General features: G+C 58.6%; 36 protein-coding genes. 34 read left to right on the forward strand and 2 right to left on the reverse strand.

The genetic code is table 11. The features are described 5' to 3' along the window. Positions 1 to 2: 2 nt before the first annotated feature. A complete protein-coding gene (locus tag ACYQ0G_RS01510; protein WP_460098542.1) occupies positions 3 to 686 on the forward strand; it encodes a Fe2+-dependent dioxygenase in 684 nt (227 codons plus the stop codon). Here the strand turns inward: ACYQ0G_RS01510 and ACYQ0G_RS01515 are convergent. Beyond that, a complete protein-coding gene (locus tag ACYQ0G_RS01515; RefSeq protein ID WP_460098544.1) occupies positions 640 to 1,239 on the reverse strand; it encodes a hypothetical protein in 600 nt (199 codons plus the stop codon). The two genes, ACYQ0G_RS01510 and ACYQ0G_RS01515, sit on opposite strands and share 47 nt — an antisense overlap. Positions 1,240 to 1,607: 368 nt before the next feature. Beyond that, on the reverse strand, positions 1,608 to 3,452 hold the full coding sequence (locus tag ACYQ0G_RS01520) for an ATP-dependent nuclease (protein ID WP_460098545.1): 1,845 nt from the start codon (positions 3,450 to 3,452) through the stop codon (positions 1,608 to 1,610). 337 nt (positions 3,453 to 3,789) lie between these two features. Between ACYQ0G_RS01520 and ACYQ0G_RS01525 the strand changes: the two genes are divergently transcribed. The 33 genes from ACYQ0G_RS01525 to ACYQ0G_RS01685 all read left to right on the forward strand — a co-directional run bounded on the left by ACYQ0G_RS01525 (position 3,790) and on the right by ACYQ0G_RS01685 (position 25,819). Beyond that, positions 3,790 to 4,065: a cold-shock protein gene (locus tag ACYQ0G_RS01525; RefSeq protein ID WP_460098547.1), complete on the forward strand. Its 276-nt coding sequence runs from the start codon at positions 3,790 to 3,792 to the stop codon at positions 4,063 to 4,065. Between the two features lie 68 nt (positions 4,066 to 4,133). After that, positions 4,134 to 4,568: a hypothetical protein gene (locus tag ACYQ0G_RS01530; protein WP_460098548.1), complete on the forward strand. Its 435-nt coding sequence runs from the start codon at positions 4,134 to 4,136 to the stop codon at positions 4,566 to 4,568. Positions 4,569 to 5,042: 474 nt separating this feature from the next. Continuing rightward, complete coding sequence (rpsL, locus tag ACYQ0G_RS01535) at positions 5,043 to 5,414, forward strand: 30S ribosomal protein S12 (protein ID WP_006831873.1); 372 nt, start codon at positions 5,043 to 5,045, stop codon at positions 5,412 to 5,414. 161 nt (positions 5,415 to 5,575) lie between these two features. Continuing rightward, a complete protein-coding gene (gene rpsG / locus ACYQ0G_RS01540; RefSeq protein WP_460098551.1) occupies positions 5,576 to 6,046 on the forward strand; it encodes a 30S ribosomal protein S7 in 471 nt (156 codons plus the stop codon). Positions 6,047 to 6,152: 106 nt separating this feature from the next. After that, the gene (gene fusA / locus ACYQ0G_RS01545; RefSeq protein ID WP_460098553.1) at positions 6,153 to 8,285 is read left to right on the forward strand and encodes an elongation factor G; all 2,133 of its coding nucleotides are present in this window, start codon (positions 6,153 to 6,155) and stop codon (positions 8,283 to 8,285) included. Positions 8,286 to 8,376: 91 nt separating this feature from the next. Beyond that, on the forward strand, positions 8,377 to 9,552 hold the full coding sequence (gene tuf, locus ACYQ0G_RS01550; protein WP_460098555.1) for an elongation factor Tu: 1,176 nt from the start codon (positions 8,377 to 8,379) through the stop codon (positions 9,550 to 9,552). Between the two features lie 319 nt (positions 9,553 to 9,871). Beyond that, positions 9,872 to 10,183 (forward strand): 30S ribosomal protein S10, encoded by a 312-nt coding sequence (gene rpsJ, locus ACYQ0G_RS01555; RefSeq protein WP_006831877.1) that lies wholly within the window; start codon positions 9,872 to 9,874, stop codon positions 10,181 to 10,183. Positions 10,184 to 10,427: 244 nt separating this feature from the next. Further along, positions 10,428 to 11,285, forward strand: coding sequence for a 50S ribosomal protein L3 (rplC, locus tag ACYQ0G_RS01560; protein WP_460098557.1), 858 nt, complete (start codon positions 10,428 to 10,430; stop codon positions 11,283 to 11,285). A 2-nt stretch (positions 11,286 to 11,287) separates the two neighbouring features. Continuing rightward, positions 11,288 to 11,911 carry a 50S ribosomal protein L4 gene (gene rplD / locus ACYQ0G_RS01565; protein ID WP_460098559.1) on the forward strand — a complete coding sequence of 208 codons (624 nt, stop codon included), beginning with the start codon at positions 11,288 to 11,290 and terminating at the stop codon, positions 11,909 to 11,911. Further along, a complete protein-coding gene (locus tag ACYQ0G_RS01570; protein ID WP_460098561.1) occupies positions 11,904 to 12,224 on the forward strand; it encodes a 50S ribosomal protein L23 in 321 nt (106 codons plus the stop codon). Before rplD ends, ACYQ0G_RS01570 begins: the two co-directional genes overlap by 8 nt. Beyond that, positions 12,224 to 13,060 (forward strand): 50S ribosomal protein L2, encoded by an 837-nt coding sequence (gene rplB / locus ACYQ0G_RS01575; protein ID WP_460098563.1) that lies wholly within the window; start codon positions 12,224 to 12,226, stop codon positions 13,058 to 13,060. The genes ACYQ0G_RS01570 and rplB overlap by 1 nt, the downstream gene beginning before the upstream one ends. 6 nt (positions 13,061 to 13,066) lie before the next feature. Continuing rightward, on the forward strand, positions 13,067 to 13,342 hold the full coding sequence (gene rpsS, locus ACYQ0G_RS01580) for a 30S ribosomal protein S19 (RefSeq protein ID WP_221539097.1): 276 nt from the start codon (positions 13,067 to 13,069) through the stop codon (positions 13,340 to 13,342). Further along, positions 13,342 to 13,719, forward strand: coding sequence for a 50S ribosomal protein L22 (gene rplV / locus ACYQ0G_RS01585; RefSeq protein ID WP_160728630.1), 378 nt, complete (start codon positions 13,342 to 13,344; stop codon positions 13,717 to 13,719). Before rpsS ends, rplV begins: the two co-directional genes overlap by 1 nt. A 1-nt stretch (position 13,720) precedes the next feature. Continuing rightward, a complete protein-coding gene (gene rpsC / locus ACYQ0G_RS01590) occupies positions 13,721 to 14,416 on the forward strand; it encodes a 30S ribosomal protein S3 (RefSeq protein ID WP_460098566.1) in 696 nt (231 codons plus the stop codon). Between the two features lie 21 nt (positions 14,417 to 14,437). Next, positions 14,438 to 14,872, forward strand: coding sequence for a 50S ribosomal protein L16 (rplP, locus tag ACYQ0G_RS01595; RefSeq protein WP_040963569.1), 435 nt, complete (start codon positions 14,438 to 14,440; stop codon positions 14,870 to 14,872). Beyond that, the gene (rpmC, locus tag ACYQ0G_RS01600; protein WP_460098568.1) at positions 14,872 to 15,081 is read left to right on the forward strand and encodes a 50S ribosomal protein L29; all 210 of its coding nucleotides are present in this window, start codon (positions 14,872 to 14,874) and stop codon (positions 15,079 to 15,081) included. Before rplP ends, rpmC begins: the two co-directional genes overlap by 1 nt. Positions 15,082 to 15,092: 11 nt before the next feature. Next, positions 15,093 to 15,383 (forward strand): 30S ribosomal protein S17, encoded by a 291-nt coding sequence (gene rpsQ / locus ACYQ0G_RS01605; RefSeq protein ID WP_460098570.1) that lies wholly within the window; start codon positions 15,093 to 15,095, stop codon positions 15,381 to 15,383. 56 nt (positions 15,384 to 15,439) lie between these two features. Beyond that, positions 15,440 to 15,808, forward strand: coding sequence for a 50S ribosomal protein L14 (gene rplN, locus ACYQ0G_RS01610; RefSeq protein ID WP_006831888.1), 369 nt, complete (start codon positions 15,440 to 15,442; stop codon positions 15,806 to 15,808). Beyond that, entirely contained in the window at positions 15,808 to 16,128 is a 321-nt protein-coding gene (gene rplX / locus ACYQ0G_RS01615; RefSeq protein WP_305932912.1) for a 50S ribosomal protein L24, read from the forward strand. The genes rplN and rplX overlap by 1 nt, the downstream gene beginning before the upstream one ends. Continuing rightward, on the forward strand, positions 16,121 to 16,699 hold the full coding sequence (rplE, locus tag ACYQ0G_RS01620; RefSeq protein ID WP_460098572.1) for a 50S ribosomal protein L5: 579 nt from the start codon (positions 16,121 to 16,123) through the stop codon (positions 16,697 to 16,699). Before rplX ends, rplE begins: the two co-directional genes overlap by 8 nt. Positions 16,700 to 16,740: 41 nt before the next feature. Further along, complete coding sequence (gene rpsN / locus ACYQ0G_RS01625) at positions 16,741 to 17,046, forward strand: 30S ribosomal protein S14 (protein WP_460098574.1); 306 nt, start codon at positions 16,741 to 16,743, stop codon at positions 17,044 to 17,046. Between the two features lie 11 nt (positions 17,047 to 17,057). Continuing rightward, positions 17,058 to 17,453 (forward strand): 30S ribosomal protein S8, encoded by a 396-nt coding sequence (rpsH, locus tag ACYQ0G_RS01630; protein WP_460098576.1) that lies wholly within the window; start codon positions 17,058 to 17,060, stop codon positions 17,451 to 17,453. Beyond that, on the forward strand, positions 17,453 to 17,986 hold the full coding sequence (gene rplF, locus ACYQ0G_RS01635) for a 50S ribosomal protein L6 (protein ID WP_460098578.1): 534 nt from the start codon (positions 17,453 to 17,455) through the stop codon (positions 17,984 to 17,986). Before rpsH ends, rplF begins: the two co-directional genes overlap by 1 nt. A 1-nt stretch (position 17,987) precedes the next feature. Further along, a complete protein-coding gene (gene rplR, locus ACYQ0G_RS01640; RefSeq protein WP_221541758.1) occupies positions 17,988 to 18,332 on the forward strand; it encodes a 50S ribosomal protein L18 in 345 nt (114 codons plus the stop codon). After that, positions 18,332 to 19,123 carry a 30S ribosomal protein S5 gene (rpsE, locus tag ACYQ0G_RS01645; protein ID WP_460098580.1) on the forward strand — a complete coding sequence of 264 codons (792 nt, stop codon included), beginning with the start codon at positions 18,332 to 18,334 and terminating at the stop codon, positions 19,121 to 19,123. The genes rplR and rpsE overlap by 1 nt, the downstream gene beginning before the upstream one ends. A gap of 5 nt (positions 19,124 to 19,128) precedes the next feature. Further along, on the forward strand, positions 19,129 to 19,317 hold the full coding sequence (gene rpmD, locus ACYQ0G_RS01650) for a 50S ribosomal protein L30 (protein WP_460098582.1): 189 nt from the start codon (positions 19,129 to 19,131) through the stop codon (positions 19,315 to 19,317). A gap of 95 nt (positions 19,318 to 19,412) precedes the next feature. Next, on the forward strand, positions 19,413 to 19,937 hold the full coding sequence (gene rplO / locus ACYQ0G_RS01655; RefSeq protein ID WP_460098583.1) for a 50S ribosomal protein L15: 525 nt from the start codon (positions 19,413 to 19,415) through the stop codon (positions 19,935 to 19,937). Between the two features lie 104 nt (positions 19,938 to 20,041). After that, entirely contained in the window at positions 20,042 to 21,406 is a 1,365-nt protein-coding gene (gene secY / locus ACYQ0G_RS01660; RefSeq protein WP_460098585.1) for a preprotein translocase subunit SecY, read from the forward strand. A 32-nt stretch (positions 21,407 to 21,438) separates the two neighbouring features. Then, entirely contained in the window at positions 21,439 to 22,083 is a 645-nt protein-coding gene (locus tag ACYQ0G_RS01665) for an adenylate kinase (protein WP_460098587.1), read from the forward strand. 95 nt (positions 22,084 to 22,178) lie between these two features. Beyond that, the gene (gene gdhA, locus ACYQ0G_RS01670) at positions 22,179 to 23,543 is read left to right on the forward strand and encodes an NADP-specific glutamate dehydrogenase (protein WP_460100572.1); all 1,365 of its coding nucleotides are present in this window, start codon (positions 22,179 to 22,181) and stop codon (positions 23,541 to 23,543) included. Between the two features lie 294 nt (positions 23,544 to 23,837). Then, entirely contained in the window at positions 23,838 to 24,206 is a 369-nt protein-coding gene (rpsM, locus tag ACYQ0G_RS01675) for a 30S ribosomal protein S13 (RefSeq protein ID WP_460098589.1), read from the forward strand. A 60-nt stretch (positions 24,207 to 24,266) separates the two neighbouring features. Then, positions 24,267 to 24,656: a 30S ribosomal protein S11 gene (gene rpsK / locus ACYQ0G_RS01680; RefSeq protein ID WP_006831904.1), complete on the forward strand. Its 390-nt coding sequence runs from the start codon at positions 24,267 to 24,269 to the stop codon at positions 24,654 to 24,656. A gap of 107 nt (positions 24,657 to 24,763) precedes the next feature. Continuing rightward, positions 24,764 to 25,819, forward strand: coding sequence for a DNA-directed RNA polymerase subunit alpha (locus ACYQ0G_RS01685; protein ID WP_460098591.1), 1,056 nt, complete (start codon positions 24,764 to 24,766; stop codon positions 25,817 to 25,819). Positions 25,820 to 25,829 lie beyond the last annotated feature (10 nt).

Below are 25,829 nucleotides of genomic sequence, written 5' to 3' on the forward strand. Positions count from 1 at the left end.
ACATGATACTTCAGCTAGACAATGTCCTGAGCCCGGAGGAGGCGGCGGCCCTGCGCTCCCGCCTCCTCGCTGCCGACTGGGTGGACGGCAACGTCACCAGCGGCGCGACTGCGGCGGGGGCCAAGCGCAACCGCCAGCTGCCCGAGGATGCGGCCGAAACCCGCGCGGCGCAGGCCGCTGTCAGCAAAGCGCTTTCGGCCAATCCCGCCTTTCTGTCCGCGGCCCTGCCGCACAGCATCTTCCCGCCGCTGTTCAACCGCTATGGCCCGGGCGAGACCTTCGGCCTGCATGTCGACAACGCCATCCGCGTCCACGCGGGCACCGGCGCGCGCATCCGCACCGATCTGTCGGCCACGCTCTTCCTCACCGATCCGGCGGACTATGACGGCGGCGCGCTGGAGATCGACGGGAACGAGGGGCGCAAGACCTTCAAGCTGCCCGCCGGATCCATGCTGCTCTATCCCTCCACCACGCTCCACCGGGTGACCGAGGTGACGCGGGGCGAGCGGGTGAGCTGCTTCATGTGGATGCAGTCGCTCGTCGCCGACCATGCGCAGCGCGAGATGCTGTTCGACCTCGACCGTACTGCCCAGACCCTCGCCGCCGATCGCGGCAGCCAGGATGCAGAGGTGCTGCGGCTCACCCAGCTTTACCACAATCTCGTGCGGATGTGGGCGGTGTCCTGAACCCGCCGGGGTCCAGAGCCTCCATCTCCGCCAACACTTCGGCGCGGATGCGTTCATAGACGGGATGGCCCGGCCTGATCTCGCGCTCGTCCACGCGGAAGGCGCTGCGCCGGTTGAGCAGGTAGATCAGCAGACCATTTCCGCGGCCGCCCCAGCCGCTGACCGGATCATCGTCGAACCCCCCCTTCAGCGCCCGTTCGAGCCCGCAATCCTCCAGCCGCTCCGCACCATAGCGCAGCGCGAGGTCCCACGCCTCGGCAAACCCCTCGGCCCCCGGCTGCGCCCGCAATTTGTAGAGCGCCTCGATACTCTTGGCGATGGAGAGCGCCGCCTGCTTGACGATCCCAGTCGCCGCGAGCGTGGCGACGAAGCGCCGCTGCAGATCGGGCGTGATCGAATTGCGGCGCGGATGCGTGTGAAGATAGGGGGTGAAGGCGAGCAGCGGATCGTCGTCCTCCGGCTCGTCCCCGATATGCGCCGCGGCGGAGGTGGCCTGGCGGGCGATCTTGCGGGTGGGTTTGGGGGCGGGGTGGGTCATCGGTTCTCCCGTCATTGCAAGGAGCCGCAGTCGACGCGGCGAAGTGCAGCTGTCCAAAGGACAATCCAGCTTCCGACCTGACCTATGGAGGCTACGTCAGGAGATGGATTGCGTCGCTATGCTCGCAATGACGTGTAGGAAAATGGTTTCTATCCGGCGAAATCACCGAGCAGCAGGCTTCGCGGCGAAGCGCTGCTGTCCGAAGGACAATCCACACTGGTCAGGCCACCGCACACATGCCCTCCACGTCATTGCGAGGAGCCGAAGGCTCCGCGGCAATCCATGGACGTCAGGTTACCGCCCGACGCACCGCCGCAATGGCCAAAGCCGCCATTCCATGGATTGCGTCGCTACGCTCGCAATGACGTGTAGGAAAATTGTTTTTAGATGTTTTCCGGCAATAAGGCCTGCGCAATCGCTAAAGTAATTTCGTCGATAAGAGGGCTGGTTATTCCTCTCTCCACTGCTTGCTCTGAAAAAGCTTGCTTTATAGGCCCGGGAATACCTCTTGCGAATAGCCAGTCAGGGGTCCCTCTATCGGCCGTCAAAAGGCGCTGATAGGGCCTCTGACCGATAGCACCAAAGTACTGACCGTTTACATTGTGAAGCCAGTCATCGATTTCCTCTTCACCCTCTCTGCCTGCAATTAATTCGCTGCATAGGTCGGCAGATTCCTCGGCATTGTAGAGAAATTCAGCGGTAAAAAATGCTTGGTTCCGCCTAATACCGTAGCGATCCAAAAAAAGAATGAACTCGTCGGTCATCGGAAGACATCGAGCAAACTTGCCTTCTCCGAATTCTTTTTGCTGGTGCGGGTGTTGATGATTAGAAAGTCTAGAAAATGCTGTCCGCCCAGGTTTGTCATTATCAAACAGGAAATAGGTGCGTTGATTTGGTTGTAGACCACCGCATTGCATCACAGCCGCGATAATACCGTCTACATTCTCCGGCGCGCCTCCAAGGTCTCTGATCTCGATATTATTATCATCAACTAATTCGGTGATCGCGTCTTCGAACATACTAATATCGTGCTTCCCTTCGACCAACAAAGCGGGCCGCTCAAGGTCAGCAACAAAATCTCGTAGCGTTTCCGCTTGATCTTTGAATTGGGCGAGTTGGTCTTGGAACTGCTTTGATCGTCGGATGAGGAAAGGCAGTTGCAGCAGCCCTGCATTTTCCATCTTTGCCTCTGCTTGCTCTATACTGCCAATTTCACTCGCAGCGTTATTCGGATCAGCATTTCCATCAGTTACAGTTTGTTTGGCAATGAAGTATCTTTGTACTTCGGCGTTTTCGTTTTCAGCTAGATAAAAGGCAGGAGAATGGCTCGTGATAAACACCTGCGTGTCATCTCTGCTTGAAAAGGAAGCGAAACGATCTGCCTCTATTTCTGCTGATTTGAGGTCCAATGAGTTTTCAGGTTCTTCGAAACCCCACAAATACAATTTCGGTCTGGCTTCGATGTCGTTAATGAAGCGCAGCATCTCAGGAATGTGACGAGCTTTGATTCCATCACCCTTTTGCCTCAAGAGAGAATGGTTGTCGTCTCCGTGCGAGAAATCTAAGTTTCTAAAAAGACTGGCCATATGAGCCGGCGCGGCGAGGCGAGCTGGACCCTCGAACATTTCACTGAGCTGTTCAGACAGGGGCCTAGTTCTCTTTCCAATTGCGTCTACAAAACGCTGAGTAGCGCCTTGTATGGCCACGCTTTCTGCAGCAGCTTCGTACATCCGCTCGATTAAATCAGCGAATACCTCCAGATCCTTAATTGCCGGAATATAAGTAAAATCAATGTCGTTTAAAAAACGGGTCAGACGAGCTCGCTGAGCGCTCGTTGCGAGATGTGGAAATACTGTTTCATTCATTTCTCCATCTCGGTTCCATTGGCGTTTTACCGTTACTTCCTCGCCTAAAACCGAGGAGTAATTTTCGGGAACCTTAAATGTAATTTTTATCCATATGAATTGGCGCCCCTTAGCCTGTCTCGCTGCAACCTTTCGTGCATCTGAGATATCGAGATTAAAATCGAGTTCTTGGTCTGGTTCAATCTCGTCATTAAAGAAAAGATTCAAAGCTCGGAGAAAGTTTGATTTGCCGCTGTCGTTCCTCCCAAATACGACGTTCAAATCTCCAACTCGATTGAAGTTCGCCGTGTATAGCGAACGAAAATAATTTATCTCAATTCGTTGAATAAGCCGCATGTTTCCCCCTGAAGAGGGATCAGCCATACTTTTGGTTCAAGTGTCAATATCGTAGCATTTTTTGGGACGTGAAAAGCCCGGCCATATCTTTTTCGTTCTGAACTCTACTCCACTCATTGAACTATGTAATTCATAGTAGGCAGCGTGATCTAGGTGGTCACTTTGGATCATTGGTCGGACCACCTGCGTCTGCAAATCCCGTCACCTTGCATTCCCCCCAATTCTCCCCATCTCGTAACCAGCTACCAGTCGCGATCGACGGTCTCGGAGGCCAGTTGCCTCCCCCTCTTTCTTTTTCGCCTTCTAGCCTCCGCGCACAAGCGGTCGCTGATGGGCGCCTGCGCGAAAGAGAAGGACCAGTCCCATGACGCGTATCGGCACCATCGACAGCTATGACAGCGAAACCGGCAGCGGCATGATCCAGCCCGAGCAGGGCGGGGCGGCGTTGCGGTTCCAGAAAACTGATCTCAAGCACCAGCAGCAGGCCGCCGAGCCGCAGCATGGCCAGCGCTTCAGCTATGACACGCGGCCTTCCGAAGGCGGCGGGCCGTGCGCCACCAATATGTGCCAGCAGGAACAGGACCTGTCGGAGCTGCAGGAAAGCGAGAAACGCAACCAGGCGCGCCAGCAGCCGGGCTGACTGACCGCGCGCGCCCGACACGCCTTTCCCATTTTCCACCACCCGCACGCTCCAGCAAAGGATCACCCATGGACCTCAACGAACTTCTCCACGCACATCAGGTCGCGGTGATGCGGGCCAGCGCCCGCGGTGGCAGCGATGCGGGCGAGGATGACGATCACTTCGCCAAGGTCGCCGAATATGCCGAGCGCGTGCGTAACCTGCGCGAAATGCGCATGGCGGACGAGGCGCGGGCCGGCGAGGGGCCGCAGACCATCATCTATGGCACCTACGCCGGCGATCATTCCGCGCCCGATGGCGAAGCGCTTGCTGGCAAACCCATGGCTGACGAAGCTCTTCCCGAAGAGACGGGGCAGCCGGGCGAGGGCGGGGCCACGCCTGCGGGCGAGACCAATGCCGATGGCGAATACACTGTCGGCGGGAAAACCTATAGCGATCTCGATCTTGCGGTAACCGAGCACTTGCGCCAGATGTCGGACCCCGGCGCGGACCCTGCTGCCTGAACTGGCCGCCTGAACGGGTTGTCTGGGCGGGGCGTTCGGAGCATGTTGCCCGGCGTTCCGGGCACGCTCCCTGTGGGCTCCGGCCGTGTTCCGGAGGTGTCCGGTACTTGACCGATCCCGATTCCGACAGTAAATGCGCGCCCATCCGGTGCAGGATTTATCCCGCATCGGGCAGATAGAGCTGAACATTGCCGGTCAGTCCCGGGGCCTTTCGCTTATGCGACAAGGCTCTTTTCTATTGAGGTTTCGCTTTGCCGGGTTCCCGCTTTCGCGGGAATGACGCTGGGGGAACTGCGGGGCAGCCGTCAAAGTAACCCGGTGGCCGTGTGGGCCGATGGGTGGAGCGTTTCAGGCTCGTGCGAACAGGCCGCCCCGGTGCTTCCAGTGCCGCGCGCGCCATGGCTGCACGAACCCGATCGCATCACCAGTCACCCGCTAGTCGTCACCTTCACACGGTGAAGAGAAAGAACTCATATGCCGACAATCAACCAGCTGGTCCGCAAGGGCCGCGTTCCGCAGAAGGCCAAGAGCAAGGTCCCTGCGATGGAGCAGAACCCGCAGAAGCGTGGCGTTTGCACCCGCGTCTACACGACGACTCCGAAGAAGCCGAACTCGGCTCTGCGTAAGGTTGCCAAGGTTCGCCTGACCAACCAGCGCGAAGTCATCTCCTACATCCCGGGCGAAGGCCACAACCTGCAGGAGCACAGCGTTGTGCTTATCCGCGGCGGCCGTGTTCGCGACCTTCCCGGCGTTCGCTACCACGTCCTTCGCGGCGTGCTCGATACGCAGGGCGTGAAGGATCGCAAGCAGTCGCGCTCGAAGTACGGCGCCAAGCGTCCGAAGTGATCTGTCCGGGGGGCAGGTCATCCTCGAAAAATTGCCTTGCGCGATTTTATCGGGGATCCGGTCCTCAAGGCTTTTAGGAATTTACCCGGTCCTCGCTGGCTTCCCGCTTTCGCGGGAATGACGAACAGCAAGGCCGCCGGGCAAAAGAAGGAATTCGTGCCATGTCACGTCGTCGTCGTCCCGAGAAGCGGGAAATCCTGCCTGATCCCAAGTTCAACGATCAGGTCCTGTCCAAGTTCATGAACAACCTGATGTATGACGGCAAGAAGGCCGTTGCCGAAGGTATCGTCTACACCGCGCTCGACACTGTCGAAGCAAAGGCCAAGGCGAACCCGGTCGAGCTGTTCCACGCAGCGCTCGAAAACATCAAGCCGCAGGTCGAAGTCCGCAGCCGCCGTGTCGGTGGTGCGACCTATCAGGTGCCTGTCGAAGTGCGTCCCGAGCGTGCCCAGGCGCTGGCTATCCGCTGGCTGATCACGGCTGCGCGCGGCCGTCCGGAAACCACCATGGCAGCACGCCTGTCGGGCGAGCTGATGGATGCCTCGAACAACCGCGGCAACGCCGTCAAGAAGCGCGAAGACACGCACCGCATGGCGGACGCGAACCGCGCCTTCTCGCACTATCGCTGGTAAAGCGGGGCAGGGATGGGGCCGGGGGTTACTCCCGGCCTCGAAACTGTCGCATTAATCCCTACATGGGGGTGGACCTGGCTCACCCCCGACTTACGAGGAACTCCCTATGGCTCGCGAATATCCGCTGGAGCGGTACCGCAACATCGGCATCATGGCGCACATCGATGCCGGCAAGACCACCACGACCGAACGCATCCTCTACTACACCGGCAAGTCCTACAAGATCGGCGAAGTCCACGACGGCGCCGCTACCATGGACTGGATGGAGCAGGAGCAGGAACGCGGCATCACCATCACGTCGGCTGCCACCACCACGTTCTGGACCGCGGAAGACGCGACCAAGGACCCGATGGGCGCTCCCGAAGACCTGCGTGAGGGCATGCCCAAGCACCGCATCAACATCATCGACACCCCCGGCCACGTCGACTTCACCATCGAAGTCGAACGCTCGCTACGCGTGCTTGACGGTGCGGTCGCCGTCTTCGACGGCGTCGCCGGCGTCGAACCCCAGTCCGAAACCGTATGGCGTCAAGCTGACAAGTACGGCGTTCCGCGGATGTGCTTCGTTAATAAGCTCGACCGTACCGGTGCAGACTTCTATTATTGCGTTCAGTCGATCATCGACCGCCTTGGTGCGAACCCGCTGGTTCTGTACCTTCCGATTGGCGCGGAAAGCGACCTTCAGGGTGTTGTCGACCTCGTCAATAACCGCGGCATCGTTTGGCAGAACGAAGATCTCGGCGCGAAGTACGAGTTCGTCGAAATCCCGGCCGACCTCGCTGACAAGGCGGCCGAATACCGCGAGAAGCTAATTGAAACCGTCGTCGAGCAAGACGACGATGTGATGGAGCAGTATCTCGAAGGTCACGAGCCTGACGCGGCGACGCTCAAGAAGCTGATCCGCAAAGGCACAATGGCGCGCGACTTCGTGCCCGTGCTTTGTGGCTCAGCCTTCAAGAACAAGGGTGTTCAGCCCCTGCTTGACGCGGTTGTCGACTACATGCCGTCGCCGCTCGACGTTCCGGCCATCAAAGGCGTCCTGCCTGACAGTGATGAAGAACAGACCCGTCCTTCTTCGGATGATGTTCCGTTCTCCGCTCTCGCCTTCAAGATCATGAATGATCCGTTCGTCGGTTCGCTCACATTCACCCGTATCTATTCGGGCCAGCTGTCCAAGGGCAGTGTCCTGAACTCGGTGAAGGACAAGAAGGAAAAGATCGGCCGTATGCTGCTGATGCACTCGAACAATCGCGAGGACATCGACGAGGCATTCGCTGGCGACATCGTCGCTATTGCAGGGCTTAAGGAAACCACCACCGGCGACACGCTGTGTGCGCCTAGCGCTCCGATCATTCTCGAGCGTATGGAGTTCCCCGAGCCGGTAATCGAACTTTCGGTTGAACCGAAGACCAAGGCCGACCAGGAAAAGATGGGCGTGGCGCTCAATCGCCTGGCCGCCGAAGATCCGAGCTTCCGCGTGACCACCGATCACGAATCCGGTCAGACGATCATCAAGGGTATGGGTGAGCTTCACCTCGACATCTTGGTTGATCGTATGAAGCGCGAGTTCAAGGTGGAAGCCAATGTCGGCGCACCGCAGGTTGCTTATCGCGAATACCTCGGCAAGCCGGTTGATGTGGATTATACCCACAAGAAACAGTCGGGTGGTTCAGGCCAGTTCGGTCGCGTGAAGGTTAAGGTCACGCCTGGTGAGCGTGGTCAGGGCTTCGTGTTCGAAGACAGCATCAAGGGCGGTAACATTCCGAAGGAATACATTCCTGCCATTGAGAAGGGCTTCCGCGAGCAGGCCGAGAGTGGCCATCTCGTAGGCTTCCCGATCATCGACTTCACCGTCGAGCTTTATGACGGTGCGTACCATGACGTCGACTCGAGCGCGATCGCGTTCGAAATCGCCGGCCGCGGTGCGATGCGCGAAGTGGCTGATCGTTCGGGTATCAAATTGCTCGAGCCGATCATGAAGGTCGAAGTCGTTACGCCGGAGGATTACCTCGGCGATGTGATCGGCGATCTCAACTCACGCCGTGGTCAGATCCAGGGCACGGACAGCCGCGGCAACGCACAGGCTGTTGAAGCCAACGTACCGCTGGCCAACATGTTCGGTTACGTGAATGAGCTCCGCTCGTTCACTCAGGGCCGTGCACAGTACAGCATGCAGTTCAGCCATTACGACGAAGTTCCGGCGAACGTGGCACAGGAAGTCAAGGAGAAGCTTGCGTAAGGCAGCTTCTCCGTCTAGGGGCGGCGCCTGATTCCGCGGGCGCCGTTTCCAACCCGCAGAAATTCACTTTCAGATTAGAGGTTATTGGAAAATGGCGAAGGAAAAATTCGAGCGTAATAAGCCGCACGTGAACGTCGGCACCATCGGTCACGTTGACCACGGTAAGACCACGCTGACCGCGGCTATCACCAAGGTTCAGGGTTCGGCCGTCGACTTCGCAAACATCGACAAGGCGCCCGAAGAGCGTGAGCGCGGCATCACCATCTCGACTGCCCACGTCGAGTATGAAACCGACGCACGTCACTACGCGCACGTCGACTGCCCGGGCCACGCCGACTATGTCAAGAACATGATCACCGGCGCGGCGCAGATGGACGGCGCAATCTTGGTTGTGAACGCAGCTGACGGCCCGATGCCGCAGACCCGCGAGCACATCCTGCTTGCTCGTCAGGTCGGCGTTCCAGCCCTGGTTGTTTACATGAACAAGGTCGACCAGGTCGACGACGAAGAAATCCTCGAACTCGTTGAACTCGAAATCCGCGAACTGCTGAGCTCGTACGACTTCCCGGGCGATGATATTCCGATCATCAAGGGTTCGGCTCTCGCCGCTCTCGAAGGTCGTGATGAAGCGATCGGTGAAAACTCCATCAAGGAACTGATGGACGCTGTCGACAGCTACATCCCAACTCCGGATCGTCCGGTCGACAAGGACTTCCTGATGCCGATCGAAGACGTGTTCTCGATCTCGGGTCGCGGTACGGTTGTCACCGGCCGTGTCGAAACCGGCGTTGTGAACGTTGGCGACGAAGTTGAAATCGTTGGTATCAAGGATACCAGCAAGACGACCGTCACCGGCGTTGAAATGTTCCGCAAGCTGCTTGATCGCGGTGAAGCTGGCGACAACATCGGTGCCCTGATCCGCGGCGTTGCACGTGAAGACGTCGAACGTGGCCAGGTTCTCGCGAAGCCGGGTTCGGTTACGCCGCACACTGAGTTCAGCGCTGAAGTCTACGTTCTTTCGAAGGACGAAGGCGGCCGTCACACGCCGTTCTTCGCGAACTATCGTCCGCAGTTCTACTTCCGTACCACGGACGTAACCGGCGAAGTGATCCTTCCTGAAGGCACCGAAATGGTTATGCCTGGCGACAACGTGACCATCGACGTTAAGTTGATTGCTCCTATCGCCATGGACGAAGGTCTTCGTTTCGCAATTCGCGAAGGCGGACGTACCGTTGGTTCGGGCGTGGTTGCTTCGATCTCGAAGTAAGCCAAGGCTAGATTAACTTGGGCCCGCGCCGCCGTCTGGTGGCGCGGGTCTTTGTTTTGCGCACGTAGTGGCTTTGAGTATCCGCCAATCTCCTTGAATTCGGGTTTGTTTCGATTGAACCTAATTCGGGGGTTGTCAGCTACCGGTGTTCTCCGTATATGCGCGCTCACAGCAGAAGATTCGTCGGGTTCGACATTCTTCAGCACCAGAATTCATGGAAGGTCGCCCGCAACCGGGGAACCGGGCTCGATGCGGGGCTGGCCTTTCTTTTTGTTTGCGGATCGTTGATCCGCTTGGCTCTTTCGCATCGGTGTAGGTAATGGAAGCACAGAATATCCGCATTCGCCTCAAGGCGTTCGATCATCGCGTTCTCGACCAGGCGACTGGTGAGATTGCAGACACCGCGCGTCGCACGGGTGCTCTTATTCGTGGCCCCATTCCCATGCCGACGCGTATCGAGAAGTTCACCGTGAACCGCGGCCCGCACATCGACAAGAAGTCGCGCGAGCAGTTCGAGGTGCGTACCTACAAGCGGTTGCTCGACATCGTGCAGCCCAACGCCCAGACGGTCGACGCGCTGATGAAGCTCGATCTTGCTGCTGGCGTGAACGTTGAAATCAAGCTGGCCTGATCGGTTTGATTTCGGTCTGCCTGCTGGACCCTAAATCGCAGGAAAGTTAAGGGGTGCTCGATACCCCGCTCGGCCTCAGGGTCGCGCAAGACAATCGGGATACCGCCGGAGTTCATCCGGGACTGCGTCCTCCGTCTGCTGCTCAAGCGAGTGGCAATCAGCCCGGACGGGGCACGCATCGCACAATCGGGTTGGCAAGCACCTATGGGATGGGCCCTGGGTGCCTCTGTTGAGGAGTTTGACGATGCGCACAGGCGTGATCGCAAAGAAAGTCGGGATGACCCGCCTCTTCCAAGAGGATGGACGGCACGTACCTGTGACCGTTCTTTCGCTGGAAGATTGCCAGGTTACCGCAAATCGCACGGAAGACCGTGACGGCTATTATGGCGTCCAGGTCGGCTCCGGCGAAGCGAAGCAAAAGAATGTAAGCAAGCCGCAGCGCGAAGCCTTTGCCAAGGCCGAGGTTCCGCTGAAGATGAAGGTCGCGGAATTCCGTGTCGACAGTGAAGAAGCTTTGCTTCCGGTCGGTGCCCGTATTTCCGCTGAACACTTCGTTGCCGGCCAGAAGGTCGATATCACCGGGCACACCCAGGGTAAGGGTTTTGCTGGCGCTATGAAGCGCTGGGGCTTCGGTGGTCTGCGTGCTACCCACGGCGTGTCGATCTCGCATCGTTCGCATGGTTCGACGGGTAACCGTCAGGATCCGGGTCGCGTGTTCAAGGGTAAGAAGATGGCTGGTCACATGGGTGACCGTCAGCGTACCCAGCAGAACCTCGAGATCGTTCGTACGGACGCTGATCGCGGCCTCCTTTTCGTTAAGGGCTCGGTCCCGGGTGCGAAGAATGGCTGGCTGATGGTTCGCGATGCCGTGAAGGTTCGCATGCCGGAAGATCTGCCTTTCCCTGGCGTAATGTATCGCAATCGCGAAGAGTTCGAGCATCAGGAAGCTGATGCCGGCCTGGTCGAAAGCGCAGCCGAGCATGAAGTCGGCACCGAGATCTCCGCTGAGCAGCAGGAAAAGCTGATGCAGCAGCAGGAAGCCGGTGCTGATGCCGAAACCACCACCGACGGTGATGCCGGCGGTGAAAGCAAGGAGTCCTGATCGTGAAGGTCAAGGTCCAGAAAATCGACGGCAAAGCGTCGGGCGATATCGAGCTGAACGATGATGTGTTCGGTCTCGAGCCGCGCGCCGACATTTTGCACCGCGTTGTCACATGGCAGCTCGAAAACCGTCGCGGTACCGCCCGTCCTACGCGTGAGCGTTCGGATGTAGCCCGCACAGGTGCCAAGTTTGGTCGCCAGAAGGGTTCGGGTGGCGCTCGTCACGGTGATCGTGGCGCTCCGATCTTCATCGGCGGTGGTAAGGCTCATGGTGCGCGCAAGCGTGACTTCGAGCAGTCGCTGAATAAGAAGATCCGCGCTCTCGGCCTTAAGATGGCGCTCTCGAGCAAGGCTAAGGACGGGCTTATCGTCGTCGACAGTCTTGAACTCGCGGATGCCAAGACAAAAGCGCTCAAGGGTGTTTTCGACAAGAATGGCTGGGCTGGTAAGGTCCTCGTCATCGACGGCGAAAGCGTGAACGACGGCTTCAAGAAGGCCGCCGGTAACCTCCCGGGCGTCAATGTTCTCCCCGCCATGGGCGCCAATGTCTACGACATCCTGAAGCACGACACGCTCGTCCTCACCAAGGACGCGGTCGAAAAGCTGGAGGGCCGTTTCAATGGCTAAAAAGCAGGAAATCGCAGCCCGTCACTACGACGTGATCCTTGCGCCGCACATCACCGAGAAGTCGACCATGGCTTCGGAGTACAACGCGGTGGTCTTCAAGGTTGCTGGTGATGCGACCAAGCCGCAGATCAAGGAAGCGGTTGAAGCGATCTACGCTGATCAGAAGGCCAAGGTGCTTTCGGTCAACACGATCAACGTTAAGGGCAAGACCAAGCGCTGGCGGGGTAAGCCCTACAAGCGCAACGACGTGAAAAAAGCGATCGTCACTCTCGCTGAGGGTTCGATGATCGACATCACGGAAGGTGTGAGCTGATGGCACTCAAGAATTACAAACCGACGAGCCCCGCGCGCCGCGGCCTCATCCTCGTCGACAAGTCGGGTCTGTATAAAGGCAAGCCCGTCAAGTCGCTCACGGAAGGCAAGCGCAAAACCGGTGGCCGTAATAACAAGGGTCATGTCACCTCGCGTGGCATCGGCGGCGGTCACAAGCAGAAGTACCGTTTCATCGACTTCAAGCGTCGCAAGTGGGATGTTGAAGGCACCGTGGAACGGATCGAATACGATCCCAACCGCACGGCATTCATCGCTCTCGTTAAGTACGCCGACGGTGAAATGGCTTACATCCTCGCACCGCAGCGCCTCGCTGTCGGCGACAAGGTGGTGGCTGGTGAGAAGACCGATACGAAGCCTGGCAATGCCATGCTGCTTGGCCAGATGCCGGTTGGTACGATCTGCCACAACGTCGAGATGAAGCCCGGCAAGGGCGGCCAGATCGCACGTTCGGCGGGTGCCTATGTACAGCTGGTCGGCCGTGACCGCGGCATGGTCATCGTTCGCCTCAACAGCGGCGAACAGCGTTACCTTCGTGCTGACTGCATGGGTACCGTCGGCGCTGTGTCGAACCCGGACAACCAGAACCAGAACCTGGGCAAGGCCGGTCGTCGTCGTTGGATGGGCATCAAGCCGCTGACCCGCGGTGTCGCCAAGAACCCGGTCGACCACCCGCATGGTGGTGGTGAAGGCCGGACTTCGGGCGGTCGTCATCCGGTCACTCCGTGGGGTAAGCCAACCAAGGGCGCCCGTACGCGTAACAACAAGCAGACGGACAAGATGATCATCCGTTCGCGCCACGCGAAGAAGAAGAGGTAATCCGACATGGCTCGTTCCGTATGGAAAGGTCCGTTCGTCGAACTCAGCCTTCTTAAGAAGGCAGAAGAGGCGCAGGACGCAAGCAGCACCAAGCCGATCAAGACCTGGTCGCGCCGCAGCACCATCCTGCCCCAGTTCGTCGGTCTCACGTTTAACGTGTACAACGGCCACAAGTTCATCCCCGTATCTGTTTCGGAAGAAATGGTCGGCCACAAGCTCGGTGAATTCGCGCCTACGCGCACTTTCCCCGGTCACGCTGCCGACAAGAAGGGCAAGCGCTGATGAGCAAGCAGAAAGCACCCCGTCGCGTCGCCGACAATGAGGCTCTGGCTGTAGGCACCACCATCCGTGGTTCCGCGCAGAAGCTGAACCTTGTTGCCGAGCTTATCCGCGGCAAGAAGGCCGAAGAGGCCCTCAACATCCTCGCCTTCTCCAAGAAGTCGATGGCGAAGGATGCCACGAAGGTTCTCGCTTCGGCGATCGCCAACGCGGAAAACAACCACAACCTCGATGTCGACGCATTGGTCGTTGCAGAGGCTTCGGTAGGCAAGTCGATCACAATGAAGCGTTTCCACACCCGTGGCCGCGGCAAGTCGACACGCATCCTGAAGCCGTTCAGCCGCCTTCGGATCGTCGTCCGCGAGCAGGAAGAGGCGTAAGATGGGCCATAAGAGCAATCCGATCGGTCTGCGCCTGCAGATCAACCGCACCTGGGACAGCCGCTGGTACGCCGAAGGGCGTGATTACGCCAAGCTGCTGGCCGAGGACATCGAGATCCGCAAGTACATCCTCAAGAACGCTGCCCAGGCAGCAATCTCGAAAGTGGTCATCGAACGTCCGGCAAAGCTTTGCCGTATCTCGATCTATGCTGCGCGTCCCGGTGTCATCATCGGGAAGAAAGGTGCGGACATCGAGAAGCTGCGCACGCAGCTTTCGAAGATGACCGAAAGCGAAGTGAAGCTAAACATCGTTGAAATCCGCAAGCCGGAAGTCGATGCCAAGCTCGTTGCTCAGGGCATTGCCGATCAGCTGATCCGCCGTGTTGCATTCCGTCGTGCTATGAAGCGCGCCATGCAGTCGGCCATGCGCCTTGGTGCCGAAGGCATCAAGATCATGTGTGGCGGCCGTCTCGGTGGCGCTGAAATCGCTCGTGTCGAACAGTATCGCGAAGGTCGCGTGCCTCTGCACACGCTGCGTGCGAACATTGATTACGCTGAAGCTGAAGCGCTTACCGCTTATGGCATCATCGGCATCAAGGTTTGGGTCTTCAAGGGCGAAATTCTCGGCCATGACCCGACCGCGCAGGACCGTCTGATGATGGAATCGCAGACCTCCGGCGTCCGTCCGGCTCGCTGATTGCAGGTATAGGAAAGAACCATGCTGCAACCGAAAAAAACCAAGTACCGCAAGGCGTTCAAGGGTAAGATCCATGGCAACGCCAAGGGCGGCACCACGCTCAACTTCGGCTCTTACGGGTTGAAGGCTCTCGAGCCCGAGCGTATCACCGCGCGCCAGATCGAAGCGGCTCGCCGTGCGATCACGCGTCACATCAAGCGCCAGGGCCGTCTCTGGATCCGCGTTTTTCCCGACGTGCCGGTTTCGAAGAAGCCTGCTGAAGTCCGTCAGGGTAAAGGTAAGGGTTCGGTCGAATACTGGGCTGCTCGTGTGAAGCCGGGCCGCATCCTGTTCGAACTCGACGGTGTTGCCGGCCCGCTGGCTGCCGAAGCGTTCAGCCGCGCAGCCATGAAGTTGCCGGTCAAGACCAAGGTCGTGGCCCGTCTGGGCGACACCTCGCACCTCGGAGGCGAATAATGAGCAAGATCGAAGATCTGCGCCAGAAGAGCGATGACCAGCTGGACGAAGAACTGACCAGCCTTAAGCGCGAGGCATTTAACCTGCGCTTCCAGGCCGCGACGAACCAGCTTGAAGCTCCGGCGCGTATCCGCGAAGTCCGTCGCACGATCGCCAAGATCAAGACGCTGCAGACCGAGCGTTCGCGCTCGGTTGAAGCTAAGGCTTGAAGGAGTAGACCATGCCCAAGCGTATTCTGATCGGGACCGTCACCTCCGACAAGACCGACAAGACCGTTACCGTGCTCGTCGAGCGTAAGGTGAAGCACCCCCTTTACGGGAAGATTATTCGCCGCTCGAAGAAGTACCATGCTCACGATGAGAAGAACGAGTATCAGCTCGGCGACATCGTGCGTATCGAAGAAACCAAGCCGATCTCGAAAACCAAGACCTGGATGGTCAAGGATCGGGTGACGGCAGGCGGAACCCAGGCTGTCGAGGCTGACCTCGAAGTCGAAGCCGCAGGCAACTGACGTTTTAGGAACTGCCGGGCATTTGTCCCGGCAAGCCAAGAGAAGGAACCGGATCGATGATCCAGATGCAATCCAATCTCGACGTCGCGGACAACAGCGGCGCCAAGCGCGTCCAGTGCATCAAGGTACTGGGTGGCTCGAAGCGTCGTACCGCGTCCGTCGGCGACGTGATCGTGGTTTCCGTTAAGGAAGCCCAGCCACGCACGAAGGTGAAAAAGGGCGATGTCCATCGCGCTGTCATCGTGCGTACGAAGAAGGACGTCCGCCGCCCCGATGGCAGCGTGATCCGCTTCGACAGCAATGCCGCCGTTCTCGTCAACAAGAACGAAGAACCGATCGGCACCCGTATCTTCGGCCCGGTGGTCCGCGAACTGCGCGGCCGTGGCTTCATGAAGATCATCTCGCTTGCTCCGGAGGTGCTGTAATGGCGTCCGCTAAGATCAAGAAGGGTGACAGCGTTGTCGTCCTGTCCGGCAAGGACAAGGGCAAGACCGGCACCGTAGCAAAGGTCATGCCCAAAGAAGGCAAGATCGTTGTCGAGGGTGTCAACGTCGCTGCCCGTCACCGTAAGCCGACCCAGCAGAACCCGCAGGGCGGTATCGATCGCTTCGAAGCGCCGATGCCGATCAGCAAGGTTGCTGTGGCCGATCCCAAGGATGGCAAGCCCACCCGCGTCCGTTTCGAAGAAAAGGACGGCAAGAAGGTGCGTGTAGCCGTGAAGAGTGGGGAGACCATCGATGGCTGATTACACCCCCCGTATGAAGCAGCGCTACGACGATGAGATCGTCAAGGCGATGACCGAAAAGTTCGGTTACAAGAACCGTCTGGAAGTGCCCAGGCTCGACAAGATCACGCTCAACATGGGTGTGGGCGAAGCCAGCCAGGACAAGAAGAAGGTTCAGACCGCTGCGGAAGAAATGGCCAAGATCGCCGGTCAGAAGCCGGTTATCACCAAGGCCAAGAAATCTATCGCACAGTTCAAGCTGCGCGAAGGCATGCCGATCGGTGCGAAGGTAACCCTTCGCCGCGAGCGCATGTACGAATTTCTCGACCGCCTCGTGACCATTGCAATGCCTCGCATCCGCGACTTCCGTGGCCTCAACGCCAAGTCGTTCGACGGTCGCGGCAACTATGCTATGGGCCTCAAAGAGCAGATCATCTTTCCCGAAATCTCCTACGATCAGATCGAGAAGGTTCGGGGCATGGATATCATCGTAACCACCACGGCAAAGACCGACGAGGAAGCTCGCGAGCTTCTCAAGCTCTTCGGTTTCCCGTTCCCGTCTGAAAAGTCGGAAGAGAAGGAGGCGGCGTGAGCCGCTTCCGGATCGCAGGATAAGGAAGGAACTTAAGTCCAATGGCGAAACTGAGTTCGATCAACAAGAACGAGCGCCGTAAGAAGCTCGTTAAGCAGTATGCGGACAAGTATGCGAAGCTGAAGGCTATCGCTGACGACGAGAGCCTCGATGAAGGCGAACGTCTGATGGCGCGCCTCAAGATGGCTGAGCTGCCCCGCAACGCGAACCCGACCCGCGTGCGCAATCGCTGCGCCACCACCGGCCGCCCCCGCGGCTACTACCGCAAGTTCGGCCTCAACCGTATCGAACTGCGTGACCTCGGCAACAAGGGCCTGATTCCAGGCCTGACCAAGTCGAGCTGGTGAGGTACTAACAGATGGCTATGACCGATCCCCTGGGTGATATGCTCACCCGTATCCGCAACGGCCAGCAGGCTAAGAAGGACAGCGTCCTTTCGCCCGCTTCCAAGCTGCGTGCCAACGTTCTCGAAGTGCTGACCCGCGAAGGCTACATCCGTGGCTACAGCGAAGATGCTTCGGGCAAGCACGCCGCACTGCGGATCGAACTGAAGTATTTCGAGGGCGAACCTGCGATCAAGCACGTTGCCCGCGTCTCCAAGCCTGGCCGCCGCGTATACGCGGGTTCGAAAGAACTCCCCGTTGTGCGTAACGGCCTCGGCATCACCATCGTCTCGACACCGAAGGGCGTGCTTTCCGACGCGGAAGCTCGCACCGAAAACGTCGGCGGCGAAGTGCTGGCGGAGGTATTCTAATGAGCCGCATCGGCAAGAGACCGGTAGCGATCCCCAGCGGGGTTACTGCCAATATCGACGGCGAGACGCTCAGCGTAAAGGGCCCCAAGGGTACCCTCACGATGGGTCTCTCGGATCTCGTCGAGTACAAGCTCGAGAATGACGAAATCTCCGTCACTCCGGCCAACGACACGCGTCAGGCCCGTAATCACTGGGGCATGCAGCGCACTCTCGTGTCGAACCTGGTCGAAGGCGTGACCGAAGGCTTCACCAAGGTTCTCGAAATCAATGGTGTCGGTTACCGTGCACAGGCGCAGGGCAAGAAGCTGAAGCTTCAGCTCGGCTATTCGCACGACGTCGACCTCGACGTTCCCGAAGGTATCGAGGTGAAAACCCCGGACCAGACGACGGTCGAGATCAGTGGCACCGACAAGCAGGCCGTGGGCCAGTTTGCGGCAAACATCCGCAGATGGCGCAAGCCCGAGCCTTACAAGGGCAAGGGCATCAAGTATCGCGGCGAGTATATCTTCCGCAAGGAAGGGAAGAAGAAGTAAGATGGCAAAGCTTTCTCTTTTCGAACGTCGCCGTCGCCGTGTCCGCACTGCTCTCAAGAGCCGTGCCGGTGGCAAGCCTCGCCTGTCGGTGCACCGCACCGGCAAGCATATCTACGCACAGATCATCGACGATGCCGCCGGCAAGACCGTGGCTTCGGCTTCGACGCTGGGCGGGAAGGCCTCGGGCGCCAATGTCGATGCGGCCAAGCAGGTTGGCAGCGACATCGCCGCTGCTGCCAAGAAGGCCGGCGTTACCACCGTCGTGTTCGACCGCGGTGGCTTCCTGTTCCATGGCCGCGTCAAGGCGCTGGCCGACGCCGCTCGTGAAGGCGGGCTGGAGTTCTGATGATGGCTGACGAAAACAAGACCGAAAACACCGAAGAAAAGGTCGTTACGGCCGAGACCGAGCACGCTGTGACCAAGGAACAGCCGGCTATCGCCGACACTCCTTCGGAAGCTGCTGCCAATCAGGACCCTGCCCAGGGCGCTGAAGGTCAGCCGCGCGAGCGTGGTGGCCGTGGCGGTCGCGGTGGCAACCGTGATGGTGGCCGTGGCCGTGGTGGCCGCGACAACCGTCGCAACAACCGCCGCGAAGAAGAAGATGACGGCATTATCGAGAAGCTCGTCCACATCAACCGCGTCAGCAAGACGGTGAAGGGCGGTAAGCGCTTCGGTTTCGCTGCACTGGTTGTCGTGGGTGACGGTTCGGGCCGTGTCGGATTCGGCAAGGGCAAGGCCCGCGAAGTGCCGGAAGCCATTCAGAAGGCTTCGGCTGCTGCGCGCAAGAAGATGATCCGCGTTCCTCTCAAGGAAGGCCGCACGCTTCACCATGACGGCAATGGCCGTTTCGGTGCGGGCAAGGTCACGCTTCGTACGGCACCTCCGGGTACCGGTATCATCGCCGGTGGTCCTATGCGTGCCGTGTTTGAAAGCCTCGGCGTCGCCGATGTGGTGACCAAGTCGGTCGGTACCTCGAACCCCTACAACATGATCCGTGCCACTTTCGATGCGCTGACCGAACAGACTTCGCCGAAGTCGGTTGCTCAGCGTCGCGGCAAGAAAGTCGCCGACCTGCTTGGTCGCGGTGGTGCGTCCGAGGCCGAGGCTGAAGCCGACGCCGCGGCTATCGCGGAGTAATCGAGATGGCGAAGAACAAGATCATCAAGCTGAAGCAGATCGGTTCGCCGATCCGCCGTCCCGAAAGCCAGAAGAAGATCCTCATCGGTCTTGGCTTGAACAAGATGCACAAGGTCGTCGAGCGCCAGGATACCCCAGAGGTTCGTGGTGCCGTTGCCAAGGTCCCGCATCTGGTGGCGATCGTCGAAGACTAAATCTTCGGTGATTACAATTTGACGGGGGCGGCCTGCTGCGATAGCGGGCCGCTTCCATTTTACAGCGCGAACAAAAGCGAAAGCGAGTGCAGACTATGAAACTTAATGACATCCGCGACAATCCCGGCGCCCGCAAGGAGCGCATCCGTGTCGGCCGTGGCATTGGCTCGGGCAAGGGCAAGACCGGTGGCCGTGGCCAGAAGGGCCAGAAGAGCCGTTCCGGCGTAGCCATCAAGGGCTTCGAAGGCGGCCAGATGCCGCTTCATATGCGCCTGCCGAAGCGCGGCTTCAACAATCCGTTCGGCAAGGATTATGCCGAAGTGAACCTGGGAATGGTCCAGAAGTTCATCGACGAGAAGAAGCTCGACGGCAGCAAGGACATCGACCACGCAGCGCTCAAGGCCGCTGGCCTCGCGCGTGGCGGCAAGGACGGCGTCCGTCTGCTCGGCAAGGGTGAACTGAAGGCCAAGGCCAAGTTCGTCGTTGCCGGCGCCTCCAAGGGCGCCATCGAAGCGGTCGAAAAGGCTGGTGGATCGGTTGAAGTTATCGCCAAGGGCGAGAGCGAAGCCGAGAAGAAAGCCAAGCGGACTGAAGCCAACAAGGCCAAGAAGTCCAAATAATACCGAGAATTTGGGGAGCGGGGTTCGACAAAGGTCGCCTCGCTCCCTATCTGTCCGGTCAACGCCGGGACGGGCCGGCGGCAAGCTAGGATCGAAGACGACCAATGGCATCACGCGCCGATAATTTTGCGAGCAACATCAGTCTCGCCAATTTCTCCAAGGCCACCGAGCTGAAGAACCGTATCTGGTTCACAGTGGGTGCGCTCATTGTCTTTCGCTTCCTGAGCTTCGTTCCCCTTCCGGGAATCAATGCCCGCGCGCTGAGCCAGCTTGCCGACCAGACCCAGGGCGGCATCATTGACATGTTCAACATGTTCACCGGCGGCAGCCTTGAACGCATGAGCCTTATCGCGCTCGGCGTGATGCCTTACATCACTGCTTCGATTGTGGTTCAGATGGCTTCTGCGCTGCACCCGACCCTTGCGGCGCTCAAGAAAGAGGGCGCTGCCGGCAGGCAGAAGCTTAACCAGTACACCCGTTACGGGACGGTGCTGCTCTGCACGGTCCAGGGCTGGTTCCTGGCTGCCGGACTTGAGAGCTTCGGTGCTTCGAGCGGTATCGCTGCAGTTGTGGATCCGGGCTACATGTTCCGCATCGGTGCGGTCATCAGCCTTGTCGGGGGAACGATGTTCCTCCTCTGGCTGGGTGAGCAGATCACCAGTCGCGGTATCGGCAACGGTGTGTCGCTCATCATCATGGCGGGCATTGTTGCGCAGTTCCCGACCTTCGTCACCAACATGACCTCGGGTTATAGCGAAGGGTCTATCTCGACCGGTATCCTTCTCGGCTTTATCGTGATGGTCGTCGGCCTGATCCTTCTGATCAGTTTCTTCGAGCGGGCACAGCGCCGGTTGCTCGTCCAGTATCCGAAGCGTGCCACGCAGCGTGGCATGATGCAGGCGGACCGTTCGCACCTTCCGCTCAAGCTTAACACGGCGGGCGTTATCCCTCCGATTTTCGCGAGCTCCTTGCTGCTCCTGCCCCTGACGATTACCCAGTTCGCCGGTAATTCGCTCGACACCGATAGTGGGCTGGGTGGTACCATCCAGACTGTGCTTCAGTACCTGCAGCACGGACAGCCGCTTTACATGACGCTCTATGCGATCGGCATCATCTTCTTCTGTTTCTTCTACACCGCAGTTGTCTTCAATCCCGAAGAAACCGCTGACAATCTGAAGAAGAATGGCGGCTTCATCCCCGGCATCCGTCCGGGCAAGCGGACTGAAGACTATCTCGATTACGTGTTGACGCGCATCACGGTCATCGGTGCAATCTATCTGACTTTTGTCTGCGTTGTTCCCGAATACATGATTGCTCAGACTGGCGTTCCGCTCTTCCTGGGTGGTACCAGCCTGCTGATCGTGGTGAACGTGACTGTGGATACCATAAGCCAAATTCAATCGCACCTGCTGGCGCACCAGTATGGCGACCTTATCAAAAAGGCCAAGCTCAAGGGCCGCCTGCGCTAAAGCAGGACACTCGGGGAAGGGGACCTCTCTCGATGGACATCATACTTCTGGGGCCTCCGGGCGCGGGCAAGGGTACGCAGGCGCAGCGCCTGGTCGAGCATCACGGGATGATGCAGCTGTCGACCGGCGACATGCTTCGCGAAACCCGCAAGGCGGATACCGAACTCGGTCGCAAGGTTGCCGACATCATGGACTCGGGTTCGCTCGTTTCGGACGATATCGTTTCCGCCATGATCGATGCGAAACTCGCGGACATGGGTCCGGAAGTGGGCGCAATCTTCGATGGCTATCCGCGCACGGCAGCGCAGGCCGATCAACTGGATGAGATTTTGGCCAAGCATGGCCGAAACCTTGATCATGTGATCGAGCTGGAAGTGAATGAAGACGCACTCGTAGAGCGTATTACGGGCCGCTTTTCGTGCGCCAACTGCGGGGCCGGCTATCACGAGGTTTTCAAGCAGCCGAAAGTCGAAGGCGTATGCGATGAATGCGGGTCGACCGAGTTCAAGCGCCGGCCTGATGATACGGAAGAAACCGTGCGTCATCGCATGCAGGTCTACCGCAATGAAACCGCTCCGATCCTCCCCGGATACGAAAAACGCGGCATTGTCGCCCGCGTCGACGGTATGGGCGCAATTGACGAAGTTACGCACGCCATCGATTCCATTCTCGCCTGAGCGCTCAGAGAGTATTTGCTCTCTGTAAAACCAGCGAGAAGATATTTTCCGGTTAGGTGAACAATCGGAATGCGCAGCCGTAAATGTCGAAAGACATGGAGGCCGCATTGCCAGACACAATCCCCGATCTAGACAGTTTCATCGCAGGCGTACGCGAACGTAATCCCGGCCAGGAAGAGTTCGTCCAGGCCGTGGAAGACGTGGCGCGAGACATCATCCCGTTCGTCCGGGAGCATTCCGAATATCATGAAGCCGAGATACTTCGGCGGATCGCCGAACCGGACCGGATAGTATCGTTCCGCGTCTGCTGGGAGGATGATGACCGCAACGTGCGGGTCGAACGCGGTTGGCGTGTTCAGAACAATAACGCGGTCGGGCCTTACAAAGGTGGGTTGCGCTTTTCCGAGGGCGTGACTGAAAGCGTGCTCAAGTTCCTCGCATTCGAACAGACGTTCAAGAATTCCCTGACAGGTCTCCCGATGGGTGGGGCGAAGGGCGGCTCTAATTTCAATCCCAAAGGAAAATCCGATCGCGAGGTGATGCGCTTCTGCCAGTCTTTCATGTCGGAGCTCTATCGTCACATCGGCCCTGACACTGACGTACCGGCGGGGGATATCGGTGTCGGGTCGAGAGAGATCGGGTATATGTTCGGCCAGTACAAGAGACTTACCGGCCGCTGGGAAGGTGTGCTAACTGGCAAGGCAAGCGAATATGGTGGTTCAGATCTCAGGACAGAGGCAACCGGGTATGGCGTGGTCTATTTCCTGCGCGAGATGCTGGAAACTCACGATGAAGAGCTGAAAGACAAAACTGCCGTGTTGTCCGGCTCAGGGAACGTAGCGCTTCATGCTGCCGAAAAGCTTATCGAAGAAGGAGCCAAAGTCCTTACGCTCTCCGATAGTGACGGGTTCATTCATGATCCTGACGGCATCAACGAAGAGAAGCTGGATTGGGTCAAGACACTCAAGTTAGAGCGGAGAGGACGCATTTCCGAATTTGCAGATCAATTCAGCAACGCGGAGTATCACAAGGGCAAGGCGCCATGGAGCGTTGAATGTGATATCGCAGTGCCCTGCGCCACACAGAATGAACTGGGGAAGGACGCTGCAAAGACGCTTCTGAAGAATGATGTGATGGCTGTCGTCGAGGGAGCGAACATGCCCAGCACGGCAAAGGCGTCCGACGCCTTTCGCAATGCCGGAATTCTGTTTGGTCCGGCCAAGGCTGCCAACGCAGGTGGAGTTGCGGTTTCCGGCTTGGAAATGAGCCAGAACTCAGGACGCGTAAGTTGGGAGCGTGGCAAGCTCGACCGCATGCTGACCGAACTCATGCAGGATATTCATCGAAAATGCGTGCAAGATGGCAAAGGCGAAGATGGGCAGGTCGACTACGTCCGCGGCGCTAATATCGCAGGCTTCCGGAAGGTCGCGGATGCCATGCTCGCATTCGGTGTAGTGTAGTTACTGCCGGATTTTGACTAGACTGGTCATACCTTATAAGGTTGCGGCATTGAAATCGCGAAGGCCGGATCTATATCCTTGGTCTCTCGTGATTGCGCGCGCAGATGGTTGACGGCTCCGCCGAATCCTATTATGCGCGCCGTTCATTCGATGGTTTCGGTGGATCCGGCAGGTGTCAGCTATTGCGCGCGCCATCCGGATTTTCTGCGCTTCAGGCGCCCGTGTCTATCGGTGAAAGAAGGCGTTGAGATGGGGTCGCGCTTCCAAACGACCCTGTGGAGCATGGAGAATTAAGTGGCTCGTATTGCCGGGGTAAATATCCCCACCAACAAGCGCGTTATTATCGCGCTCACCTATATTCACGGAATCGGTCGCACAACGGCTGTCCAGATCGCCGACAAGCTTGGCATCGATCACTCCCGCCGCGTGCAGGATCTTTCCGACGAGGAAGTTCTGCGCATTCGCGAAACGATCGATGAAGAGCACATGGTTGAAGGTGACCTTCGCCGTGACACTGCGATGAACATCAAGCGTCTGATGGACCTGCGTTCTTATCGCGGCCTGCGTCACCGTGCCGGTTTGCCCGTTCGCGGCCAGCGCACTCACACCAACGCCCGTACCCGCAAGGGTAAGGCCAAGCCGATCGCTGGCAAGAAGAAGTAAGCTGCGGGGCTTTGTCCCTCAGGCTTTTCCCTTCTTGATAGAATAGAGGAATATTGAACCATGGCACGCGAACCCGGCCGCGTTAGGCGCCGCGACAAAAAGAACATTTCGAGCGGTGTTGCTCACATCAACGCCAGCTTTAACAACACCATGATCACCATCACGGATGCGCAGGGCAATGCCATCAGCTGGTCCAGTGCCGGCATGATGGGCTTCAAGGGGAGCCGCAAGTCTACTCCCTATGCCGCCCAGGTTGCTGCCGACGACGCAGGCCGCAAGGCTGCCGAGCACGGCGTGCGTACCCTTGAGGTCGAAGTGAAGGGCCCGGGTTCGGGCCGTGAAAGTGCACTGCGCGGTCTTGCTGCAGTGGGCTTCACGATCACCTCGATCCGCGACGTGACGCCGATCCCGCACAACGGGGTCCGTCCTTCCAAGCGTCGCCGCGTCTGATCCGTACCTGCCTGGTGGCTCGGATCCGCTGAGCCACCGACACATTTTCACGGACCGGACGCTCGTTTGAGCTCCGGTCCTGCCCGCATCCACACCAGGGGAAATCCATGTCCGTCAACAACAAGAACTGGCAGGAACTCAAGAAACCCAACACCCTCGACATCAAGGATAGTGGCGATAAGGGCCGCAAGGCTACTTTCGTGGCTGAGCCGCTCGAGCGTGGCTTCGGCCTGACGCTCGGCAATGCTCTGCGTCGCGTTCTGCTGTCCTCGCTGCAGGGTGCAGCAATCACCTCGATCAAGATCGAGAATGTGCTGCATGAATTCTCCTCGCTTGCCGGCGTGCGCGAGGACGTGACCGACATCGTCCTGAACGTGAAGCAAATTGCGCTCAAGATGGAAGGTGAAGGCATGAAGCGCCTTCAGCTCTCCGCAACCGGTCCTGGCGAAGTGAAGGCCGGGGACATCGCTGTTTCGGGCGACATCGAAGTGATGAATAAGGATCTTGTGATCTGTCATCTCGACGAAGGCGCGACGCTGAACATGGAACTGACTGCCGACACCGGTAAGGGCTATCGTCCCGCCGTGATGAACCGCCCGGTCGATGCACCGATCGGCCTCATTCCGGTAGACAGCCTGTATTCGCCGGTTCGCCAGGTAAGCTACAAGGTCGAGAACGCCCGTGTCGGCCAGGAACTGGATTACGACAAACTCTCGCTGACCATCGAAACCGATGGCACCGTAACTCCAGAAGATGCCGTGGCCTATGCCGCGCGTATCCTTCAGGATCAGCTGACCCTGTTCGTTCACTTCGAAGACGGCATCCCGCAGCCGACTTCCGCGATGATCGGTCAGGCTGCTGAGCCGCAGGAAAGCGACACCAACCAGCTCAACCGCTATCTTCTCAAGAAGGTCGACGAGCTGGAACTGTCGGTCCGTTCGGCGAACTGCCTCAAGAACGACAACATCATCTACATCGGCGACCTGGTTCAGAAGACCGAGGCCGAGATGCTCCGTACGCCGAACTTCGGTCGCAAATCGCTTAACGAGATCAAGGAAGTCCTGAGCTCGATGGGGCTGCGCCTTGGCATGGACATCCCTGGCTGGCCGCCTGAGAACATTGAGGAAATGGCCAAGAAGCTCGAACAAGAACTTCTGGGCTAACACCTTGAAC

The sequence above is a fragment of the Qipengyuania triglochinis genome (assembly GCF_054655615.1).

Coding starts and splice junctions, on each gene's coding strand:
- ACYQ0G_RS01510 (WP_460098542.1), top strand. CDS start 3: ATGATACTTCAGCTAGACAATGTCCTGAGCCCGGAGGAGGCGGCGGCC.
- ACYQ0G_RS01515 (WP_460098544.1), bottom strand. CDS start 1,239: ATGACGGGAGAACCGATGACCCACCCCGCCCCCAAACCCACCCGCAAG.
- ACYQ0G_RS01520 (WP_460098545.1), bottom strand. CDS start 3,452: ATGGCTGATCCCTCTTCAGGGGGAAACATGCGGCTTATTCAACGAATT.
- ACYQ0G_RS01525 (WP_460098547.1), top strand. CDS start 3,790: ATGACGCGTATCGGCACCATCGACAGCTATGACAGCGAAACCGGCAGC.
- ACYQ0G_RS01530 (WP_460098548.1), top strand. CDS start 4,134: ATGGACCTCAACGAACTTCTCCACGCACATCAGGTCGCGGTGATGCGG.
- rpsL (WP_006831873.1), top strand. CDS start 5,043: ATGCCGACAATCAACCAGCTGGTCCGCAAGGGCCGCGTTCCGCAGAAG.
- rpsG (WP_460098551.1), top strand. CDS start 5,576: ATGTCACGTCGTCGTCGTCCCGAGAAGCGGGAAATCCTGCCTGATCCC.
- fusA (WP_460098553.1), top strand. CDS start 6,153: ATGGCTCGCGAATATCCGCTGGAGCGGTACCGCAACATCGGCATCATG.
- tuf (WP_460098555.1), top strand. CDS start 8,377: ATGGCGAAGGAAAAATTCGAGCGTAATAAGCCGCACGTGAACGTCGGC.
- rpsJ (WP_006831877.1), top strand. CDS start 9,872: ATGGAAGCACAGAATATCCGCATTCGCCTCAAGGCGTTCGATCATCGC.
- rplC (WP_460098557.1), top strand. CDS start 10,428: ATGCGCACAGGCGTGATCGCAAAGAAAGTCGGGATGACCCGCCTCTTC.
- ACYQ0G_RS01570 (WP_460098561.1), top strand. CDS start 11,904: ATGGCTAAAAAGCAGGAAATCGCAGCCCGTCACTACGACGTGATCCTT.
- rplB (WP_460098563.1), top strand. CDS start 12,224: ATGGCACTCAAGAATTACAAACCGACGAGCCCCGCGCGCCGCGGCCTC.
- rpsS (WP_221539097.1), top strand. CDS start 13,067: ATGGCTCGTTCCGTATGGAAAGGTCCGTTCGTCGAACTCAGCCTTCTT.
- rplV (WP_160728630.1), top strand. CDS start 13,342: ATGAGCAAGCAGAAAGCACCCCGTCGCGTCGCCGACAATGAGGCTCTG.
- rpsC (WP_460098566.1), top strand. CDS start 13,721: ATGGGCCATAAGAGCAATCCGATCGGTCTGCGCCTGCAGATCAACCGC.
- rplP (WP_040963569.1), top strand. CDS start 14,438: ATGCTGCAACCGAAAAAAACCAAGTACCGCAAGGCGTTCAAGGGTAAG.
- rpmC (WP_460098568.1), top strand. CDS start 14,872: ATGAGCAAGATCGAAGATCTGCGCCAGAAGAGCGATGACCAGCTGGAC.
- rpsQ (WP_460098570.1), top strand. CDS start 15,093: ATGCCCAAGCGTATTCTGATCGGGACCGTCACCTCCGACAAGACCGAC.
- rplN (WP_006831888.1), top strand. CDS start 15,440: ATGATCCAGATGCAATCCAATCTCGACGTCGCGGACAACAGCGGCGCC.
- rplX (WP_305932912.1), top strand. CDS start 15,808: ATGGCGTCCGCTAAGATCAAGAAGGGTGACAGCGTTGTCGTCCTGTCC.
- rplE (WP_460098572.1), top strand. CDS start 16,121: ATGGCTGATTACACCCCCCGTATGAAGCAGCGCTACGACGATGAGATC.
- rpsN (WP_460098574.1), top strand. CDS start 16,741: ATGGCGAAACTGAGTTCGATCAACAAGAACGAGCGCCGTAAGAAGCTC.
- rpsH (WP_460098576.1), top strand. CDS start 17,058: ATGGCTATGACCGATCCCCTGGGTGATATGCTCACCCGTATCCGCAAC.
- rplF (WP_460098578.1), top strand. CDS start 17,453: ATGAGCCGCATCGGCAAGAGACCGGTAGCGATCCCCAGCGGGGTTACT.
- rplR (WP_221541758.1), top strand. CDS start 17,988: ATGGCAAAGCTTTCTCTTTTCGAACGTCGCCGTCGCCGTGTCCGCACT.
- rpsE (WP_460098580.1), top strand. CDS start 18,332: ATGATGGCTGACGAAAACAAGACCGAAAACACCGAAGAAAAGGTCGTT.
- rpmD (WP_460098582.1), top strand. CDS start 19,129: ATGGCGAAGAACAAGATCATCAAGCTGAAGCAGATCGGTTCGCCGATC.
- rplO (WP_460098583.1), top strand. CDS start 19,413: ATGAAACTTAATGACATCCGCGACAATCCCGGCGCCCGCAAGGAGCGC.
- secY (WP_460098585.1), top strand. CDS start 20,042: ATGGCATCACGCGCCGATAATTTTGCGAGCAACATCAGTCTCGCCAAT.
- ACYQ0G_RS01665 (WP_460098587.1), top strand. CDS start 21,439: ATGGACATCATACTTCTGGGGCCTCCGGGCGCGGGCAAGGGTACGCAG.
- gdhA (WP_460100572.1), top strand. CDS start 22,179: ATGGAGGCCGCATTGCCAGACACAATCCCCGATCTAGACAGTTTCATC.
- rpsK (WP_006831904.1), top strand. CDS start 24,267: ATGGCACGCGAACCCGGCCGCGTTAGGCGCCGCGACAAAAAGAACATT.
- ACYQ0G_RS01685 (WP_460098591.1), top strand. CDS start 24,764: ATGTCCGTCAACAACAAGAACTGGCAGGAACTCAAGAAACCCAACACC.